This window comes from Pseudactinotalea sp. Z1732 (genome assembly GCF_049724975.1).
In the GTDB taxonomy this organism is placed as follows: Bacteria; Actinomycetota; Actinomycetes; order Actinomycetales; family Beutenbergiaceae; genus CALKWS01.
On the sequence record NZ_JBMPQC010000004.1, the window covers coordinates 210,115 to 226,020 of the forward strand.

General features: G+C 69.8%; 17 protein-coding genes. 7 read left to right on the top strand and 10 right to left on the bottom strand.

Features of this window, described 5'->3' with window-relative positions:
- Positions 1-68: 68 nt before the first annotated feature.
- Both ACPL7H_RS10270 and ACPL7H_RS10275 read left to right on the top strand, forming a co-directional pair.
- Positions 69-1,004, top strand: coding sequence for an ABC transporter ATP-binding protein (locus ACPL7H_RS10270; RefSeq protein WP_424796834.1), 936 nt, complete (start codon positions 69-71; stop codon positions 1,002-1,004).
- The gene (locus ACPL7H_RS10275; protein WP_424796835.1) at positions 1,001-1,822 is read left to right on the top strand and encodes an ABC transporter permease; all 822 of its coding nucleotides are present in this window, start codon (positions 1,001-1,003) and stop codon (positions 1,820-1,822) included. The genes ACPL7H_RS10270 and ACPL7H_RS10275 overlap by 4 nt, the downstream gene beginning before the upstream one ends.
- Before the next feature lie 15 nt (positions 1,823-1,837).
- Here ACPL7H_RS10275 and ACPL7H_RS10280 read toward each other — a convergent pair whose 3' ends face one another.
- The 8 genes from ACPL7H_RS10280 to ACPL7H_RS10315 all read right to left on the bottom strand — a co-directional run bounded on the left by ACPL7H_RS10280 (position 1,838) and on the right by ACPL7H_RS10315 (position 11,333).
- The gene (locus tag ACPL7H_RS10280; RefSeq protein ID WP_424796836.1) at positions 1,838-2,533 is read right to left on the bottom strand and encodes a YggS family pyridoxal phosphate-dependent enzyme; all 696 of its coding nucleotides are present in this window, start codon (positions 2,531-2,533) and stop codon (positions 1,838-1,840) included.
- Positions 2,530-3,126, bottom strand: coding sequence for a pentapeptide repeat-containing protein (locus ACPL7H_RS10285; protein ID WP_424796837.1), 597 nt, complete (start codon positions 3,124-3,126; stop codon positions 2,530-2,532). Before ACPL7H_RS10285 ends, ACPL7H_RS10280 begins: the two co-directional genes overlap by 4 nt.
- A gap of 21 nt (positions 3,127-3,147) precedes the next feature.
- Positions 3,148-4,902, bottom strand: a complete 1,755-nt coding sequence (locus tag ACPL7H_RS10290) for a DUF2510 domain-containing protein (protein ID WP_424796838.1) — start codon at positions 4,900-4,902, stop codon at positions 3,148-3,150.
- Positions 4,903-5,016: 114 nt separating this feature from the next.
- A complete protein-coding gene (locus ACPL7H_RS10295) occupies positions 5,017-5,973 on the bottom strand; it encodes a DUF2510 domain-containing protein (protein ID WP_424796839.1) in 957 nt (318 codons plus the stop codon).
- Between the two features lie 10 nt (positions 5,974-5,983).
- A complete protein-coding gene (locus ACPL7H_RS10300) occupies positions 5,984-7,135 on the bottom strand; it encodes a DUF2510 domain-containing protein (protein ID WP_424796840.1) in 1,152 nt (383 codons plus the stop codon).
- Positions 7,128-9,734, bottom strand: coding sequence for a DEAD/DEAH box helicase (locus tag ACPL7H_RS10305; RefSeq protein ID WP_424796841.1), 2,607 nt, complete (start codon positions 9,732-9,734; stop codon positions 7,128-7,130). The genes ACPL7H_RS10300 and ACPL7H_RS10305 overlap by 8 nt, the downstream gene beginning before the upstream one ends.
- Positions 9,735-9,953: 219 nt before the next feature.
- Entirely contained in the window at positions 9,954-10,442 is a 489-nt protein-coding gene (locus ACPL7H_RS10310) for a hypothetical protein (RefSeq protein ID WP_424787639.1), read from the bottom strand.
- Between the two features lie 81 nt (positions 10,443-10,523).
- Complete coding sequence (locus ACPL7H_RS10315; RefSeq protein WP_424787640.1) at positions 10,524-11,333, bottom strand: serine hydrolase domain-containing protein; 810 nt, start codon at positions 11,331-11,333, stop codon at positions 10,524-10,526.
- A gap of 143 nt (positions 11,334-11,476) precedes the next feature.
- Here ACPL7H_RS10315 and ACPL7H_RS10320 point away from each other — a divergent pair, with 143 nt between their 5' ends.
- Positions 11,477-11,899 (top strand): DUF5655 domain-containing protein, encoded by a 423-nt coding sequence (locus ACPL7H_RS10320; protein WP_424796842.1) that lies wholly within the window; start codon positions 11,477-11,479, stop codon positions 11,897-11,899.
- An 80-nt stretch (positions 11,900-11,979) separates the two neighbouring features.
- Here ACPL7H_RS10320 and ACPL7H_RS10325 read toward each other — a convergent pair whose 3' ends face one another.
- A complete protein-coding gene (locus ACPL7H_RS10325) occupies positions 11,980-12,465 on the bottom strand; it encodes a hypothetical protein (RefSeq protein WP_424796843.1) in 486 nt (161 codons plus the stop codon).
- 234 nt (positions 12,466-12,699) lie between these two features.
- Here ACPL7H_RS10325 and ACPL7H_RS10330 point away from each other — a divergent pair, with 234 nt between their 5' ends.
- The 4 genes from ACPL7H_RS10330 to ACPL7H_RS10345 all read left to right on the top strand — a co-directional run bounded on the left by ACPL7H_RS10330 (position 12,700) and on the right by ACPL7H_RS10345 (position 15,091).
- Positions 12,700-13,278 (top strand): RNA polymerase sigma factor, encoded by a 579-nt coding sequence (locus ACPL7H_RS10330; protein ID WP_424796844.1) that lies wholly within the window; start codon positions 12,700-12,702, stop codon positions 13,276-13,278.
- Positions 13,271-14,026, top strand: coding sequence for an anti-sigma factor family protein (locus ACPL7H_RS10335; RefSeq protein WP_424796845.1), 756 nt, complete (start codon positions 13,271-13,273; stop codon positions 14,024-14,026). The genes ACPL7H_RS10330 and ACPL7H_RS10335 overlap by 8 nt, the downstream gene beginning before the upstream one ends.
- A gap of 40 nt (positions 14,027-14,066) precedes the next feature.
- Positions 14,067-14,492: a cupredoxin domain-containing protein gene (locus tag ACPL7H_RS10340; protein WP_424796846.1), complete on the top strand. Its 426-nt coding sequence runs from the start codon at positions 14,067-14,069 to the stop codon at positions 14,490-14,492.
- 203 nt (positions 14,493-14,695) lie between these two features.
- Positions 14,696-15,091 (top strand): hypothetical protein, encoded by a 396-nt coding sequence (locus tag ACPL7H_RS10345; protein ID WP_424796847.1) that lies wholly within the window; start codon positions 14,696-14,698, stop codon positions 15,089-15,091.
- Positions 15,092-15,137: 46 nt separating this feature from the next.
- Here the strand turns inward: ACPL7H_RS10345 and ACPL7H_RS10350 are convergent, their stop codons facing one another.
- Positions 15,138-15,881 (bottom strand): TetR/AcrR family transcriptional regulator, encoded by a 744-nt coding sequence (locus ACPL7H_RS10350; RefSeq protein ID WP_424796848.1) that lies wholly within the window; start codon positions 15,879-15,881, stop codon positions 15,138-15,140.
- Positions 15,882-15,906 lie beyond the last annotated feature (25 nt).

Consider the following 15,906-nt stretch of genomic DNA (forward strand, 5'->3'; position numbering starts at 1 on the left):
TCTGACTAGTCTCATCGAGATACCGAGAGGTATGTGAGTACTGATGAGTATGTGGAATGGGTGGCGCGATGCTGGCTGTGCGGGGAGTGTCCAAACGCTTCCGGAAGGTTGTCGCCAACAACCAGGTGGACCTCGATGTGGCCGCAGGGCAGGTCGTGGGTCTGCTCGGACACAACGGCGCGGGCAAGACCACCCTGGTGAACCAGGTGGTGGGGATCACCAAGCCCGATGCCGGCACCGTCCACATCGGTGACATCGACGCGGTGGCCAATCCGCGGCAGGCCCGGCGGAGGTGCGCCATCCAGGCACAGGCGAACGTGCCGATCAGTGGCCTGACCCCGGCGCTCGCGGTGGAACTGGTCGGGCGCATCCGTGGTGCGAACCGTGACCTGGTCCGTGCCCGGGCGAGGGAACGGTTCGAGCGACTCGACCTGACCGAGTGGATGGACCGCCCCACGGACAAGCTCTCCGGCGGCGCCAAGCGGCTGGTGGCATTCTGCATCGCGACCGCGGTGCCGACCGGCCTGGTGGTCCTCGATGAGCCGACCAATGACGTCGACCCGGTGCGCCGCCGCCTGCTGTGGACCGAGATCCGCCGGGAGGCCGATGCCGGCGCGGCGGTACTGCTGGTGACGCACAACGTGAACGAGGCCGAACGGGCCGTGGACCACCTGGTGATCATGGACCAGGGCACGGTCGTGGCAGGCGGAACACCAACGCAGCTCACCGCGGACCTGCGCGGCCGGCTGCGACTGGAACTGCGCAGTGCCCCGGGCACCACCCCGCCGGCCCCGACGCAGGCCGAGGTCACCGAAACCCGCGACGGCCGGCTGAGCGCCACCATCGACGCCGCCGCTGCCGAGGCCGCGATCGGGTGGGCCCGCGCGGCCCAGGTGGACGGGCGCATCGAGACCTTCGCGATGCAGCCGGCGACGCTGGAGGACGCCTACGTGCAACTGACCCGGAGGACCCCCGCAACCACTGAGCCGCAGGAGGCAGCATGAGCGCGACGACTCCGACCGAGAGCGGCGTCCCGGCCATGGACCTGATCCCGGGGGCCGGTCAGGACACCGGGACCAACGTGGTGACCGAGTGGATCCGGTCGTGGTCGATGCTGGTGCGCTGGAACGCCGCGGCCTCGAAGGTGCTGCTACCGCTGAACGTGGTGGTGCAGGTGATGATGGCCACCGGCATCGTGATCGGGTTCGGCTTCCTAGCCCCGGTGCAGGACCCCCAGGTGGCGATGATGCTGTCCACCGGCGCCCCGACGATCCTGCTGCTGGTCACCGGCCTGGTGCTCGTGCCCCAGGTGGTGGGGTCGATGAAACTGGAGGGCTCCTACGACTGGTTCCGCTCCCTGCCGGCCCCGCGCTCGGCGTTCCTGTTCGCCGACATCGCCGTCTGGACCGTGGTGGCCCTGCCCGGAATCGCCCTGGCCGTGTTCGTCGCGGCCCTGCGGTACGACCTGGATCTGGCTCCGACGCTCTGGTCTCCGCTGGTGGCGGTGGTGGTGGCCGCTATCGCGGCGATGATCGGGTACGCGATCGCCACCGCGCTACCGGCACGAATCGCCCAGTTGCTCACCCAGGTGCTCGTGTTCGTGATCCTGCTGTTCAGCCCGCTCACCTTCTCCTCTGAGGTGTTGCCCGGGTGGATCGCCGCCGTCCACCGGGTCCTACCGATGGAGTCGATGGCCGATCTGATCCGTGCGAACCTGGCGCCGCACGTCTTCACGGTCGAGCCCGCGCAGGTACTGCTGGTGGCGGCCTGGGGTGTGGGAGCCACGGCGCTGACGCTGGGACTGATGTCGCGGCGGTCCTGAGGGCGCAGACGCGGGTCAAGCGGGTCGCTCTCCGAACGCGCCGGTGCCGATGCGCACCATGGTGGCTCCTGCGGCAATCGCGATCTCGAGGTCGCTGCTCATACCCATGGACAGTTCGGTTGCCCGGTCGGTGCCGGGGGCACCGGAGCCGACGACGGCGTCCCGCACCTTCGCGAGGTCGGTGTAGGAGGCGCGGACTACCTCGGGGTCGGGGGAGTTCGCCCCGATGGTCATCAGCCCGCGCAGACGCAGGTGCTCCAGGGCTCCCACGTGGGTGCACAACGCGGGGGCCTCCTGCGGGCCGACTCCGCCCTTGGAGTCCTCACCGGAGGTGTTCACCTGCACGAACACCTCCAGGGCCTGCCCGCGAGCCTGCGCGGCGCGGTCCAGACGGTCGGCCAGGCGCGTGCTGGCCACGGACTGGACGCACGTGACGTGCCGCAGCGCCTGGGAGACCTTGTTGGACTGCAGGTGGCCGATCATGTGCATCTGGTGATCAAGGTCGCCCAGTTCCTCCGCGGTCGCCCGGATCTCCTGGACCCGGTTGTGCCCGAGCAGGGTGTAACCAGCGGCGATGGCCGCTCGGATCGACTCGGCCGGTTGGGTCTTGACGGCGAGCAGGATCTGCACCTCGGCAGGGTTGCGGCCGGCGTCCCGGGCGGCCCGGTCGACCCGGGTTCGGATGGCCGAGAGGTTGTCCTGCAGTGTCACTGTTCTCCTTCCGTGATCCGGATCCCCAGATGGGCGGCCATGGCCCCCAGGGCACTGACGGCGTCGGTGCTGGCGAGGGTGGTGCCGCGGAGGGCCTCGATACCACTGATACCGGTCAGGGTACAGCCGCTGAAACTGACGTGAGCGGCTCGCATTCCGGCGAAGCGGGCGGCGGTGAGGTCGCAGTCGATCAGGTGCACCCGCTGCCAGGTGGCGGAGGTGAAGTCGGCCTCCCGCAGACTCACATTGCGCAGCCGCACGTCGGCGAAGGATGCCTGCACCGCGCTGAGCCCGTCCGCCTGGACGTCGTTGACCTCCAGGTCCCGCCAGCGTGCGCGTAGCCACGACGATCCGGTGAGCCTGGCCCCGTCCATGCTCACCCGCAGTAGCGAGCAGTCGGTGGTGTGCAGGGCGGCCAGGTCCGACCCGCGCAGGGTGCCCCCGTCGACCAGGGCGTGCCGCCAGGTGCCGGCCGTGGCCCGGACCCGGGACAGGTCACACTCCTCGAGGGTGACTTCCTCGAGCGTCACCCCCGCCCACCTGCGCTGCGTCAGGTCCGCTGCGCTGAACCAGTCGCCGCTGTGTCCCTCCATCGCCGGCTCGCACCCCGGAGGTCAGGGACCCTGGACCTCGAACGTGAAGGTGTCCGGCTCCCCGCCCGGGTCGGCGATGACGAAGGCATAATTACCCGGTTCCAGGTTCGCGGTCAGCGATGCCTCGGACTCCTGCGGGTCCTCCAGGGTGTAACTGGTGCCATCAGCGGTGAAGAGGGCGATCGCGGCCTCCCACTCCTCGGCGGTCGCGTTGACCGTGTACTCCCCGGCCTCCTCCACTACCAGGGCCCGTGCGACGTAGGAGTGCGCATCGAGATCGGCCGTCATCTCCTGTCCCGGTTCGAGAGGGGCGATCTCGCCGGCGAACAACTCGAACTGACCGCCGTCCGCGTCGCTCCACGTGCCCACCTCGACGGTGTAGTCACCTGCTTCCAGGCCCAGGGCTAGGTAGGGGTCGAAGTTGTGGCCGCCGATGATGCTGGTCAGCGACCCGCCGCGGTCGTCGTTGTAGGCGATCTGGTTGCCGGAGGAGTCGAGCACTCGCAACGTCAGGTCCGGGTCCTGCTCACCGCGGATCGCGTCGATCACGAAGACCCCCTCGGTCTCGACCGTCATCATCCCGGACCAGGTCTCGCCCACCTCGATGGAGCCCGCGACGACGTCGCCGATCTCGAACTGGCCCCCGTCGACGTCGGCGCCACCGCCGTCGGGCTCCTCGGTGGGTTCGTCCGTGGGTTCCTCGGTGGGTTCGTCGGTGGGTTCCTCGGTGGGTTCCTCGGTGGGTTCGTCGGTGGGCTCCCCGGTGGGGACAGTCGTGGGTTCGGGATCGGCGCCGTCGCTGCCGAATAGCCGAACACCGAGGAAGATCAGTCCAGCCAGGAGCACCACGACGACGGCGATGACGGCGATCAGGATGCCGGTCTTGCTCTTCGGCTGGTCACCCGGGCCGGGCGAGCCGCCTCCCGGCGGCGGGGCCGAACCGTCGCCCGGCTGCCCGTATCCCGGTGTCGAGTGGCCATAGCCGGCGGCGCCGTAGCCGCCGGCGGCGTAACCGGGTGTGGACTGCTGGCTGTAACTGGGGACGGAGCCCTGGCCGTAGCCGCCTTGCGACTCCCCGTAGCCGGGCGTGGGCTGCTGGCTGTAACTGGGGACGGAGCCCTGGCCGTAGCCGCCTTGCGACTCCCCGTAGCCGGGCGTGGGCTGCTGGCTGTAACTGGGGGCGGAGCCCTGGCCGTAGCCGGCGGCCCCATATCCGGCGGCTGCGCCCTGGTCGTAGGGCTGCGGGGTCGGCTGGTCGGGCTGGTCATAACCGGAGGTGGCGGCGTGACCGTAGTCGGGTGCGGAGCCCTGACCATGGCCCGCTGGGAACTGTTCGGTCGGGGAGTCGAACTGCTGTGTCTGCGCTTCGTCCGCTCCAGGCGGGATCACCTTGGTGCCCTCGGCGTCCTCAGCCTCGTCGGTGCCCTCGGCGCTCGTAGGCCCACCGGGACCCTCGATCCCTTCCCCGCTCTCGGTGCTCTCGGCGTTCTCGATCCTTTCGCCGCTCTCGGTGGCCCCGGCGCTCTCGGACCCGTGGGCGCCCTCGGTCCCGGCGAGGCCACCGACGGCCGACTGGCCGTCAGCATCCTGGCCATAGCCGGCCTGCTGGTCCTGCCCGGTGCGCTGACTGTCCTGAGCCTGCTGGCCGGCCTGGTCCTGCTGCGCATCCCCGGCGGCCGGATGGGTGTGCTGGGTCCACTGGGCACCGTCCCAGTAGCGCAGCAGCGAGGCGTCGTGGTGGTCGGGGTACCAGCCGGCAGGCACGTGATGACTCATGGAGATCAGCCTACTGGCGTGGGGGCCGCACGGGTGCCCTCCCCGAGATGAGCGGGACCAGGTGCACCGCCATCCGCCGGCTGAATCTCCGGGCCGCTGGCCGGCCTACTGGCCTCAGGCGGGACCGATGGCTAGTGCCAGGTCTCCGGCGTCCAGGCCGTCGCGGGAGATGATGAGCAGGTGACGACCGGTGGCCAGGTCACGTTCCTCCTGGATGTGTTCGGCTCCGGAACGCCAGGTGGTGACCTCACCGGAGACGGTGTCGATGAGGAACCCGTGCGCTCCGCCCTCGGCCATCACCTCGATCAGGTACGGTCCCGGCTCGGACACCACCAGCGTCCGCATGATCATCGCCCCGGCTCCGAGATCCCACGACTCCTCGATCTCACCCTCCACCTCGACCGGTTCGGGGATCGTGGCGACCAACTCGAAGTCGGACGCCGATTCGGCCAGCCAGGATCCCACCACCACCTGGTAGGAACCGGGATCGGCGCTGAGCACCAGTACCGGGTCCAGGTCGGATCCGCCGATGCGCGCCAGTTCGCCGCGGTCGTCGTTGCCCACCACCCGTTCGCCGTCGGCGGTGTGAGCGGACATGGTCAGGTCGCCGTCGTCGACCGGGCGGGCATCGAGCAGGATCAGGGCCTCCTCGGCGACGGTGAGGGTGCCGTGCCACTCCTGGCCCTCGGCGATGGACCCGGCGACCGCGTCCCCGGCCGTGAACTGTTCACCGGGAACCACCTCGGGTTGGCCGGCCTCGGTCGGATCATCCTCCTGGGCGCCGCCGACGCCGATCGTCGGGAAGTCCACCGGCTCGGGCCGATCCATGGCCCGGTTCAACGCCACCAGACCGATCACCACCGCGAGCACGACCGCCCCACCGGTCAGCACCCAATGGGCGTACCTGCGCCGCTGGACCGGCACCTGCACCGCGGGCCTGGGGGCAACGTGCATCGTCCAGGACGACCCGTCGAAGTACCGCTGCCCGGCCGCATCAAGGGGATCGGGGTACCACCCCGGCGGGATCGGCTCTCGCTCCACAGCACCGGCCGCCGGCTCGTTCGAGGACATCGGCACCGGCTCAGGAGGACGAGAGCTCGATCTGCACGGTCAATGGGTCGCCGCCGTACTCGGCCACCATCACCGCGTACCGTCCTGCCTGCAGGTCCTCGGTGAGGAGCGGATCGTAGGTGCTGCCACCCTCGTCATCGGCCCTACTGCCGCGATCGTCGTCCGTCCACATCGCGTCGCGGTCCAGGCTGCGCACGGTCAGCGTCGGGTCGCCCGCACCCACGGCCTGCACGTCCACCGTGAGTTCGGTTTCCTCATCCAGTTCGAGCACGGCCAGGAAGGCACCATCGGCCTCGATGTCGGCCTGTACGACATCACCAACGGTGAACCGCTCGGTGATGGCCACCAGGTCCACGGTGACGTCGGTGGCCCTGCCCCGGTACTCACTCAGCACGACTTCGTACTCACCCGGCTCCAGGTACACCGGCGCGATCGGGTCGAGCCGGTCACCGCCCAACTGGAACAGGTTGCCCCGATCGTCGTTATAGGCCAGGGTGGCGCCGCCGCCGTCTCGCACCGCCATCTGCAGGTCGTCACCGCCGGTGCTGCGGGCGTCCACCAGGTAGGCCCCGGCGTCGGCGATCGCCAGCGCACCGACCCACTCGCCATCGCGAGGCACGCTGCCCGAGGAGGTCCCGCCCACCTCGACCACGCCCTCCTCGGTCGGGCCGTCGTCACCGGCCCCCCCGCCGCCGTTGCCACGGAAGGCCAGGACACCACCGACCACCAACAACACCAACACCACCACAGAGGCCACCACCACGGCGATCAGCCCGCCGCGGCCACCGCCGCCACCCTGGGTGCCGGAGCGGTAGACCTGGGTACCGGCCCCGGCGTCCCAGGCCGGATCCGGGGGACGGTAGTCGCCGCCGGCGTAGTCCTGGGGGTCGGCCGGGGTACCCCAACTGGTGGTGGGCTGCGGGGCGGACCAGGTGTTCGAGCTCGTCGCCCACCCCTGCGGCGGCGGGATGTGCGGAGTGGTCATCGTTCCGCCGGCCTGGGCCAGGTAGGGGTAGTCCTCGGTCGGGGTCCGGGAGTCGTGAGCGGCCTCCGGTTTGGGCAGCAACGGCTGGTAGTACTCCGTCCAGCCATCGCCATCCCAGAACCGCTGTTGGTTCTCCCCGGAGGGATCCGGGTACCACCCGGCCTCCTTCTCACTCATGGGCACTACTGTATTGCGCCCAATGCGCAGTTCCGACGCCGAGCATGCGGATCACCGGGCTGTCGCGCTCATCGCTGGCGTCCAGGTCGACCGCGGCGAACATCCGCCAGTCCCGGTCGCCGTCGGCATCGTCCAGGATCTGGGTCACCTGCCAGGTGCGCCCCTCGGTGGTGAGGCGGCACATCGCCGCGTTCCGGGCGTCCGGACCGATGCCGATATCGTGGTACTCGGCCCAGTAGCCGGCGATCTCGGTGCGCCAGCGGTCCTCATCCCACTCGCTCTGGCCCTCCCGGGCGCTCAGCGCGGCCAGCCCGGTGTAGTCCTCCCGTGCCAGCAGCTCCACCCGACGGAACATCGCGGTGCGCACCTTGGTGGCGAAAGCGTGCCGGTTCGCCGTGACCGAGGCGCCCTCACCGCCGAGCCGGGCCTCCGTCGTCGTCGGCTGCTCCTGCGCGTCCGAGCGGGCGCGGGCCAGTGAAGTGGTCCTGATCGCAGCGCTTTCAGCGTGCAGCGCCTCCCACTCGGCCAGCAGGGAGGAGTCCACCCCCCGCACCGCTGCCCCGAGCCAGTCGATGATCTCGGTGAGTTCGGGCGTGTGCCGCTCGGCCGGGACCACCTGGCGCAGCGCTTGGTAGACGTCGGTGAGGTACCGCAGCACCACCCCCTCACTGCGGGCGATGGAGTAGCGGGAGATCAGTTCCGAGAACGTCATGGCGTGTTCGACCATGTGCCGCACCACCGACTTGGGCCGCAGCGGGTACTCATCCACCCACGGGTGGGCGGTGCGGTACTCGGCCAGCGCGGCACCGAGCAGCTCGGCCAGCGGCATCGGATGGGTGATCTCCTCCATCGCCTCCATCCGCTCGGTGTACTCCCAACCCTCGGCCTTCATCGCCGCGATCGCCTCATCGCGAGCCGCACGCTGCTGGGCGAGCACCACCGGGCGCGGGTCTTCCATGGTTGCCTCGATCACCGAGACCACATCCAGGGCATAGGTCTGGACTTCGGGGTCGAGCAGTTCCAGAGCAGCCAGGGCGAAGGGGGACAGCGGGGCATTGAGCGCGAAATCGAGGGGCACCTCACGCACCAGACGCACCCGCCGGCCCTGGGCGTCCGGTACCGGCAGGCGTTCCAGGATCCCGGCTGCGCGCAGGGACCGGTAGATGTGGACCACCCGGCGCAGATGAGGATTGCGATCCACGGGCTCGTCGTGGTTGTCGGTGAGCAGCTTCGCCATCGCCGCCACCGGGTCCCCGTACCGGGCAAGCACGCTCAGCACGGTGGCGTGGGAGACCCGGAACTGGCTCGTCAGGGCCTCGGGCTGGGCGTCGCGCAACCGTTCGAAGGTCTTGTCCGTCCAGTTGACCACCCCGCTGGGCGCCTTCTTGCGGACGATCTTGCGCCGCTTCTTCTCATCGTCGCCTGCCTTGGCCAGGGCCTTGGCGTTCTCGATCACGTGCTCGGGGGCCTGGACGATCACGAGGCCCTCATCGTCGTAGCCGGCCCGCCCGGCCCGCCCGGAGATCTGGTGGAACTCCCGGGCGCTCAGGTGCCGGGAGCGCACGCCGTCGAACTTGGTGAGCCCGGTCAGCACCACGGTGCGGATCGGGACGTTGATGCCGACCCCCAGGGTGTCGGTGCCGCAGATGACGGCGAGCAGTCCGGCTTGGGTGAGCCGCTCCACGAGCCGGCGGTAGCGGGGCAGCATCCCGGCATGGTGCACCCCGATGCCCTTGCGCAGCAGCCGGGAGAGCGTGGCACCGAAGCCCTTGGCGAAGGAGAAGTCGCCGGTTGCCTCCGCGATCCGGTTCTGCCGGGCCTTGTCGGTCAGGTTCACCGAGGTCAGCGCCTGGGCCTGGGCCAGGGCAGCGGCCTGGGTGAAGTGGACCACGTAGACCGGGGCGCGGTCGGTCTGGACGAGTTTGAGCATCAACTCATGCAGGGGTTCCAGGGAGTACTCGAAGGTGAGCGGAACCGGGCGCTCGGCGTTCGCGATGATCGCGGTGGGCTTGCCGGTGCGGCGCTGCATGTCCTCGGCGAAGAAGGACACCTCGCCCAGGGTGGCGCTCATCAGCAGGAACTGGGCCTCGGGTAGTTCCAGCAGCGGGAGCTGCCAGGCCCAGCCGCGCTGGGGGTCGGCGTAGAAATGGAACTCGTCCATGATCACCACACCGGCGTCATGCAGTTCACCCTCGCGCAGCACCTGGTTGGCCAGCACCTCGGCGGTGCAGCAGATGATCGGAGCGTCGGTATTGATGGCCGAGTCCCCGGTCATCATCCCGACCCGCTCGGCCCCGAAGATCTCGATCAGGTCGAAGAACTTCTCGCTGACCAGGGCCTTCAGCGGGGCGGTGTAGTAGGAGCGTTGGCCGTGGACCAGTGCGGTGAAGTGGGCGGCCACCGCCACCAGTGACTTCCCCGAGCCGGTGGGGGTGGACAGGATGACGTGGGAACCGGTGACCAGCTCCAGCAGCGCCTCCTCCTGGTGGTCGTACAGGCTCAGGCCGCGGGTGGTGGCCCAGTCGGTGAACGTCTCCACGACGGCGTCGTCGTCGACGGTTCCTGGATCGGCCGGATCGGCCGGGGGTGTGAGGGTCATCGCTCCCAGTGTGGCCTACCCCGGAGGCAGTGCGGCCCGGTGGCACCGGTCGGACCGTGGTGGCTCAGGTGCTCTCGGGCTCCATGCGACCGGGTTCGCGCCGGCACCAGTTCCGATCGGCGTCGGCGATCGGGCGGGATCCGGGTCCCGGCTCGCTAACTGGTCCGCCGCAGATCCCAGTCTCGTGCGGTCCCGGCCGCCCGCCGGGCGTGCTCGGTCTCAGTGACCCCGGGCAGTCCGGTCGTCGCCGGTGTCGGGTCGGTCCGAGTCGGGCCGCGTGCGCCCGGCATGCCGGCCGGAGTCGGGCTCCCCGGCCCCGGCGTGGTGTTCGGAGCCGGATCGGGTGCCCTCAGCGTCCCGGTCGGGGTCGAGGTGGTCGGCATCGGCCAGTTCGCGGTCGACATCGGATCGGACCCGATCGGCGCCCTGGGCCTGGGTTTGTGCGTCACGCTCGAGCCGGTCGGCCTCCACACGGGCCTGCTGGGCCTGCGCCTCGGTCTTGGTGGCCTGGGCCTCGCGTTCGCGCGCTTCGAGGTCGCGTTGTTCGGCGTCTGCGCGCAGGGCGGCCGCTTGCTCGCGGTTGGCCCGCTCCTGTACCGCTCGCTGCTCTTGGTCGCGAGCACTCTTCTTCCGGGTGATTGCCAGCACCGCGACCACGATGATGGCCAGTACAACGACTCCGATGACGATCCAGATCCACGTGTCCATGGCGCACTCCTATTCCTCAAGGTGCCTCCATCAAAGGCCACAACGCCATCCCCCGCGACCTGAGAGGCGGCCGGCACGGCCTCAGCCGCGGTGGGACGCGAGAATCTCGGCGTTGAGCCGGGGCCAGAGTTTGGCGTGGGTGTCCTGGCGGAAGGAGCGCTCGCCCAGGAAGACCGCGGTCAGGTCGGCGCCGGGGTCCACCCACACGAAACTGCCCGACTGGCCGAAGTGTCCGAAAGTGTCGGGGGAGGCGTCCTCGGCGGTCCAGTGCGGGGACTTGTGGTCCCGGATCTCCATGCCCAGACCCCAGTCGTTGTGCTGCTGGCGGCCGAAGCCCGGGAGCACCCCGTCCAACCCGGGGAACTGGACGGTGCGGGCCTGCTCGGCCAGTTCGGCGGTGACCAGCGTGGGCACCAGCAGTTCCAGCGCCAGGGCGAGCAGATCGGTGATCGTTCCGGAGGCACCGAATGCCGCTGAACCGGAGAGTTCGACCCTGTCCATCTCCAGCGGTTCGAGCACACTGGCGCGCATCCAGTCATCGAAGTTGCTGCCCACGGCGGAGCCGACGTGCTCGGCGAGGACGTCGAAGCCCATGTTGGAGTACACCCGGCGCCTCTCCGGGCTCTGCGTCGGACCTTCTTCAAACGGGAGCCCGGAGGCGTGGGCGAGCAGGTGCCGCACAGTCGAGCCGTCGGGGCCGGCCGGGTCATCAAGTGCCAGGTGGCCCTGGTCGATCGCCACCAGCGTGGCCCAGGCGGCCAGCGGCTTGGTCACCGACTTCCAGTCGAAGACCTCCTCGATGGCGCCGGTGAACGCCAGCACCTCCCGCGAATCGGAGACCGCCAGAGCGACGGGAAAGTCGAAATCTTCCAGGGTGGGGTAAGTGCTCACCCCTCCAGCCTGCCACGACCAGGCGGCAGTGCGCCTGCGCTGGCACCTCGCCCGAGGCCTGGGGCCCGATGACCGTCCCGGAGAAGCCGGATGCGAGTTGACAGTAGACATCCTCGGCACGGGCGGGTCAGTACGCTCGAGTGATGAGCGAGCGCACCTGGACCGAAGAAGACCACCTGCACGGCAAACCCGAGGAATTCGTCACGCTGTACCGGCGGGTGCAGGAGGTGATCAATGGTTTCGGTGACGTCACCCAGTCGGTGTCCAAGACCACGGTCACCTTCAAGGGTTCCCGCCGGGGCTTCGCCAGTGCCCGCCCCACCAGTACAGGTGTCCGGGGCTACTTCGACCTGACCCGGTCGTTGGGCACCGATGACCGGAGGATCAGCAGCGTTGCGCCCTATCAGCGGAACCTGAACGTGCATCAGTACCGGTTGAGCGAGGCGGCCGACCTGGATGACACATTCATCGCCTGGCTGCGGGAGGCCTACGACGTCGGTTGCGGTGCGCACCTGCAGTCCCAGCGGCGCCCGACCAGCCCTCGAGCGGTGACTCGCCGGCGATAGCGCTCGCCGCGACGTGCCACGGGTGCGGCTCGGCCGGGATCAGCAGGCCGTGGTGCATGGCTCAGGTGGCTTGCCTCGGATCAGTAGCCCGGTCTGCTGTCCTCATCCTCCGCGGTGATCATCTGCCCGTCCGGGGCCACCACGTACCAGACGTCCTGGACCCCCTGCCCGGTCACATCCCCGGGGGAGGAGTCCTGGACGAAGTAGTACAGCGGCCAGTCGGCGTAGGTCGCCTGCACGGTGCCGTCATCGCGCTCGATGCTGCCGAGCAGGGCTTCATCGACGCCGTCGCCGGCGCTCGGTTCACCTTCGAGGATCGGCCAGTTCTCCAGGCACTCGTCCATACAGGCGCTCACGCCGGGCGAGTCGGCGGTGAACAGGTACAGCGTCATGCCCGCCCCGTCCACCAGGAAGGTGCCCAGGTCCGTTTCGGTGGTCGTGAGCGTCTCGCCGGCAGCATCGCCATCGCCGTCCTCGCCGCCGGCACCGTTGTCACGCTCGGCGGCCTCGTCGTCCTCCGCGGTGGCATCAACGGCGCCGTCGTCCGCCGGAGCAGGGTCCTCCATTCCCTCGCCGGAAGACCCCCCGGGGTCACATGCCGTCAGCAGGCCCACGCCGAGGATGCCGGCGGTGAGTAGCGCGGTGGTCCGTCGTCCTATTGCTCTCCTCCAGTTCCTGACCGCCGGCCGTGGTGGCCGGACACTGTGGGATACGTGGGAGAGGGCGTGCAGGGATTGCCGGAGCCGACGATTCCTGCCGGCCGTCCAATCCCTTTGGCCGGCCCAGTCGTACCCTGGGGTATGGCAGCCGTGTCCCGCGCCGACCGGGCCGACGACGCCGCCCTGCTCGCCGGGCTGGCGCTGGACGATCCGGCGGTCTCGGCAGCCTTCGTGCGGCGTTTCCAGTCGGCGGTGTTCGGGATGGCGGTCAGCATCACCCGGGATGCGGCACTGGCGCAGGACGTGTCCCAGGAGGTGTTCGTGCGGGTCTGGCGAGCCGCGGGCAGTTACGACCTGCGCCGTGCCTCGGTGCTCACCTGGCTGCTCACGATCACCCGCAACGCTGCGATCGACGCCGTCCGGGCACGGCGCGCCGAGCCCACCGACGACCTCGTGCTGGACCGGCTCCTGCACGAGACACTGTCCAGCGCCCCGGACTTGGAGGAGAGCGCCGTGCACCGACTGGAGACCGAGCAGGCCATTCGGCGGCTGCACCGCATCGCGCCCGAGCAGGCCCGCGCGGTGGTGCTCGCCGTCGTCGGGGGTTGTACGGCGGCCGAGGTGAGCCGCCGGGAACAGATCCCGCTGGGCACCGCCAAGACCCGCATCCGCACCGGGCTGCGCAGGCTTCGGGAGGAGATGGCGGTGGACCGTGGCTGAGCGCCTGCACCCCACCGAGGATCAGTTGACCGACCTGGCCCTGGGCCACGCAGCGGAGGGCGAGCGCGACCAGGTCACCGCGCATCTGACCACCTGCCCAACCTGTCGCCGTGACTACGGTGAGATCGCCGACGCCGTCGAACTCGTGCTGCCGGCCGTGCCGCGCACCGCACCGCCGGCCGGTTTCGAGGACGGGGTGCTCGCGGCGCTGGCCCGGGGTCGGCAGAACTCGCAGAAGCAGGCCGCCGGCGAGCACCACCCGGAGTTTGTACCTGATCCGGTGTGCGAACCCGGCCGGGCCGTGCTCGCACACCGGCGAAGCCGGCGCTGGTGGTCGGTACGGTTGGCGGTGGCTGCCGGACTGCTTGGAGTAGCCGTGGGAGCCGGGGTGATGGCCGGACTCGGCGAGAGCGATGAGGAGATTCCGGCAGCCTCGAGCCGGTGGGAGCAACCCCTGGTGGATACCGGTGGGCAGGCCGTCGGCACGGTCACCCCCAGCAGGGCTGCGGACGGGCCGGTCCTCGTCGTACAGATCGACGACCGGGTGCTCACCCGGACCGACGGTCCGCAAGGGTATTCCTACACCTGCCGGTTGGTCCTGTCCGACGGCAGCACCCGGGACGTGGGCCAGTGGCGCCTCCGTGCCGATGAACCCAACAGTTGGGTGATCGCGATTCCCGACGAAGGGGTCGAGGCGGTCGAGATGGTCACCGAGGACGGCGCGGTCTGGTCCGTCGCCGAATTCTGATCGAGGCAATCCGTTCGGGTCCGGCACTCGTATCCCTGACATGCACCTTGAGGCGGACCTTGACATGGATGCTGCGGCGACGCGCCACCACCGGACACGGCATGGCGCATCCGCACTGCTCCTGGCCCTGCTCGTTGCGCTGCTCACCGGGTGTGGCAACGGCGAGGCTGACGGCGCGCCCGGTGCGACCGAGCCGGGACCGGGGGATGCTGGGGAGGAGGCCGGCGTGATCGTCATCGTCGACTTCGAGTACCAGGTGCCGGACTCGGTGCCGGCCGGCGGCCAGATCACCATCCGTAACGATGACGGTGTCGGTCACACGGTCACCTCCGATGAGGCCGGGTTGTTCGATGTGAGTGTGGCGCCGGGAGAAGAAGTGATGCTCCCCGTGCCGGATGAACCCGGGGAGTACCCGTTCCACTGCACCCCGCATCCGACGATGACCGCCACGCTGGTCGTGGAGTGAGCGAGGTGGCCGGCGCGAAGGACCGGGGCTACCGGACCGCCGGCCGCACTCCTGGCCGCACCAGTGGCCGCACGACTGGCCGCACCAGTGGCCGCACCAGTGGCCGCACGACTGGCCGCACGACTGACCGTACCGGCGGCCCTACAGACGGCAGCATCGCTGGCCGCGCCGCCGGCCGCACTCGCGCTCGCGGTGTCGAACCGGTGGTGCGCATCCTGGTGGCCGTTGCGCTCGCAGTGGATGCCTACGTGCACTTCACCCTCGCCGGGGCGATGCAACTGGCGGCACCGGAGGGGATCGGCGGGGCCGCGCTCTTCCGGATCCAGGGCGGCGCTGCGGCGGTGGCCGCGCTCCTGGTGCTGGTGGCGGGATCACGGCTCGCCTATGCCGTGGCCGTACTGGTGGCCGTGTCCGCACTGGGACCGGTGCTGCTCTACTCCTTCGTGAACGTGCCCGCTGTCGGGCCGATCCCGTCCATGTATGACCCGACCTGGTATCCGCTGAAGGTGCTCAGCGTGGTCGCAGCGGCGGTCGGGGTGCTGTTGGGGCTGCTCGGGTTCGCCTTGGCCGGCAGGCGGGTCGTGTCCGAACGCGGGTGAGGACCGACGACGGCGCTGCAGCAGGGGTTTGCGACCCGCCCGGATGCTAAGGGCCGGCGTCCTCACGGGGTCGGACGGCGTCCTCGCGGGGTGGGTCGGCGGCGCCGGGCTGTGGCCAGCAGAATGAATGCGGTTCGGCCAGGCGAGGTTCGGTGGCGTGTTGTGCACGCTCGAGTTCCATGCTGTGTGCCAGCAGTTCGTCATAGTCCACCGCAGCGCCGCGTAGCAGTACCGTGACCACCTGCTCGGCCTCGACGTTACTCAGGTGCTCACCGGTCAGGACCCGGTAGTGCGTCAGGGAGGCGATGATGTCGAGTAGCAGTTCGATGTCAACGTCCTCGCGCAGGTGGCCGCGGTCGACCGCCCGGCGCAAGGTGGTGCGCACGGCCCGGCGGGACGGCTCGATCGCCACGCGCACGTACCGCTCGCGCAGCATCGGGTCCCGGGCGCATTCGGAGTAGAGGGTGGTGAATACCTCCGGGGCGATCGTGCGGAACATGGAGAGGAAGATCGTGAGACTTTCCTCGATGCCACACAGGGTGCAGCCATCGTCGGGGGCGGTCGGGGGTTCCAGATGGGCCTCGATCGCGGCCAGTATCAGTTCTGCGCGGCCGGAATAGCGACGATAGATCGCCGGACGCGACGTCCCTGCGCGCTTGGCTACCTCTCCGAGCGTCACCCCGAGGTAGCCCACCTCACGCACCAACTCCATGGCCGCAGCGGTGATCGCCGCATCGATCTGCGCATCACGGGGCCGGCCGACCGTACGCGGGGCGCCTTCGGACGTCATGTGGCCATATTACGTCGAGATTACG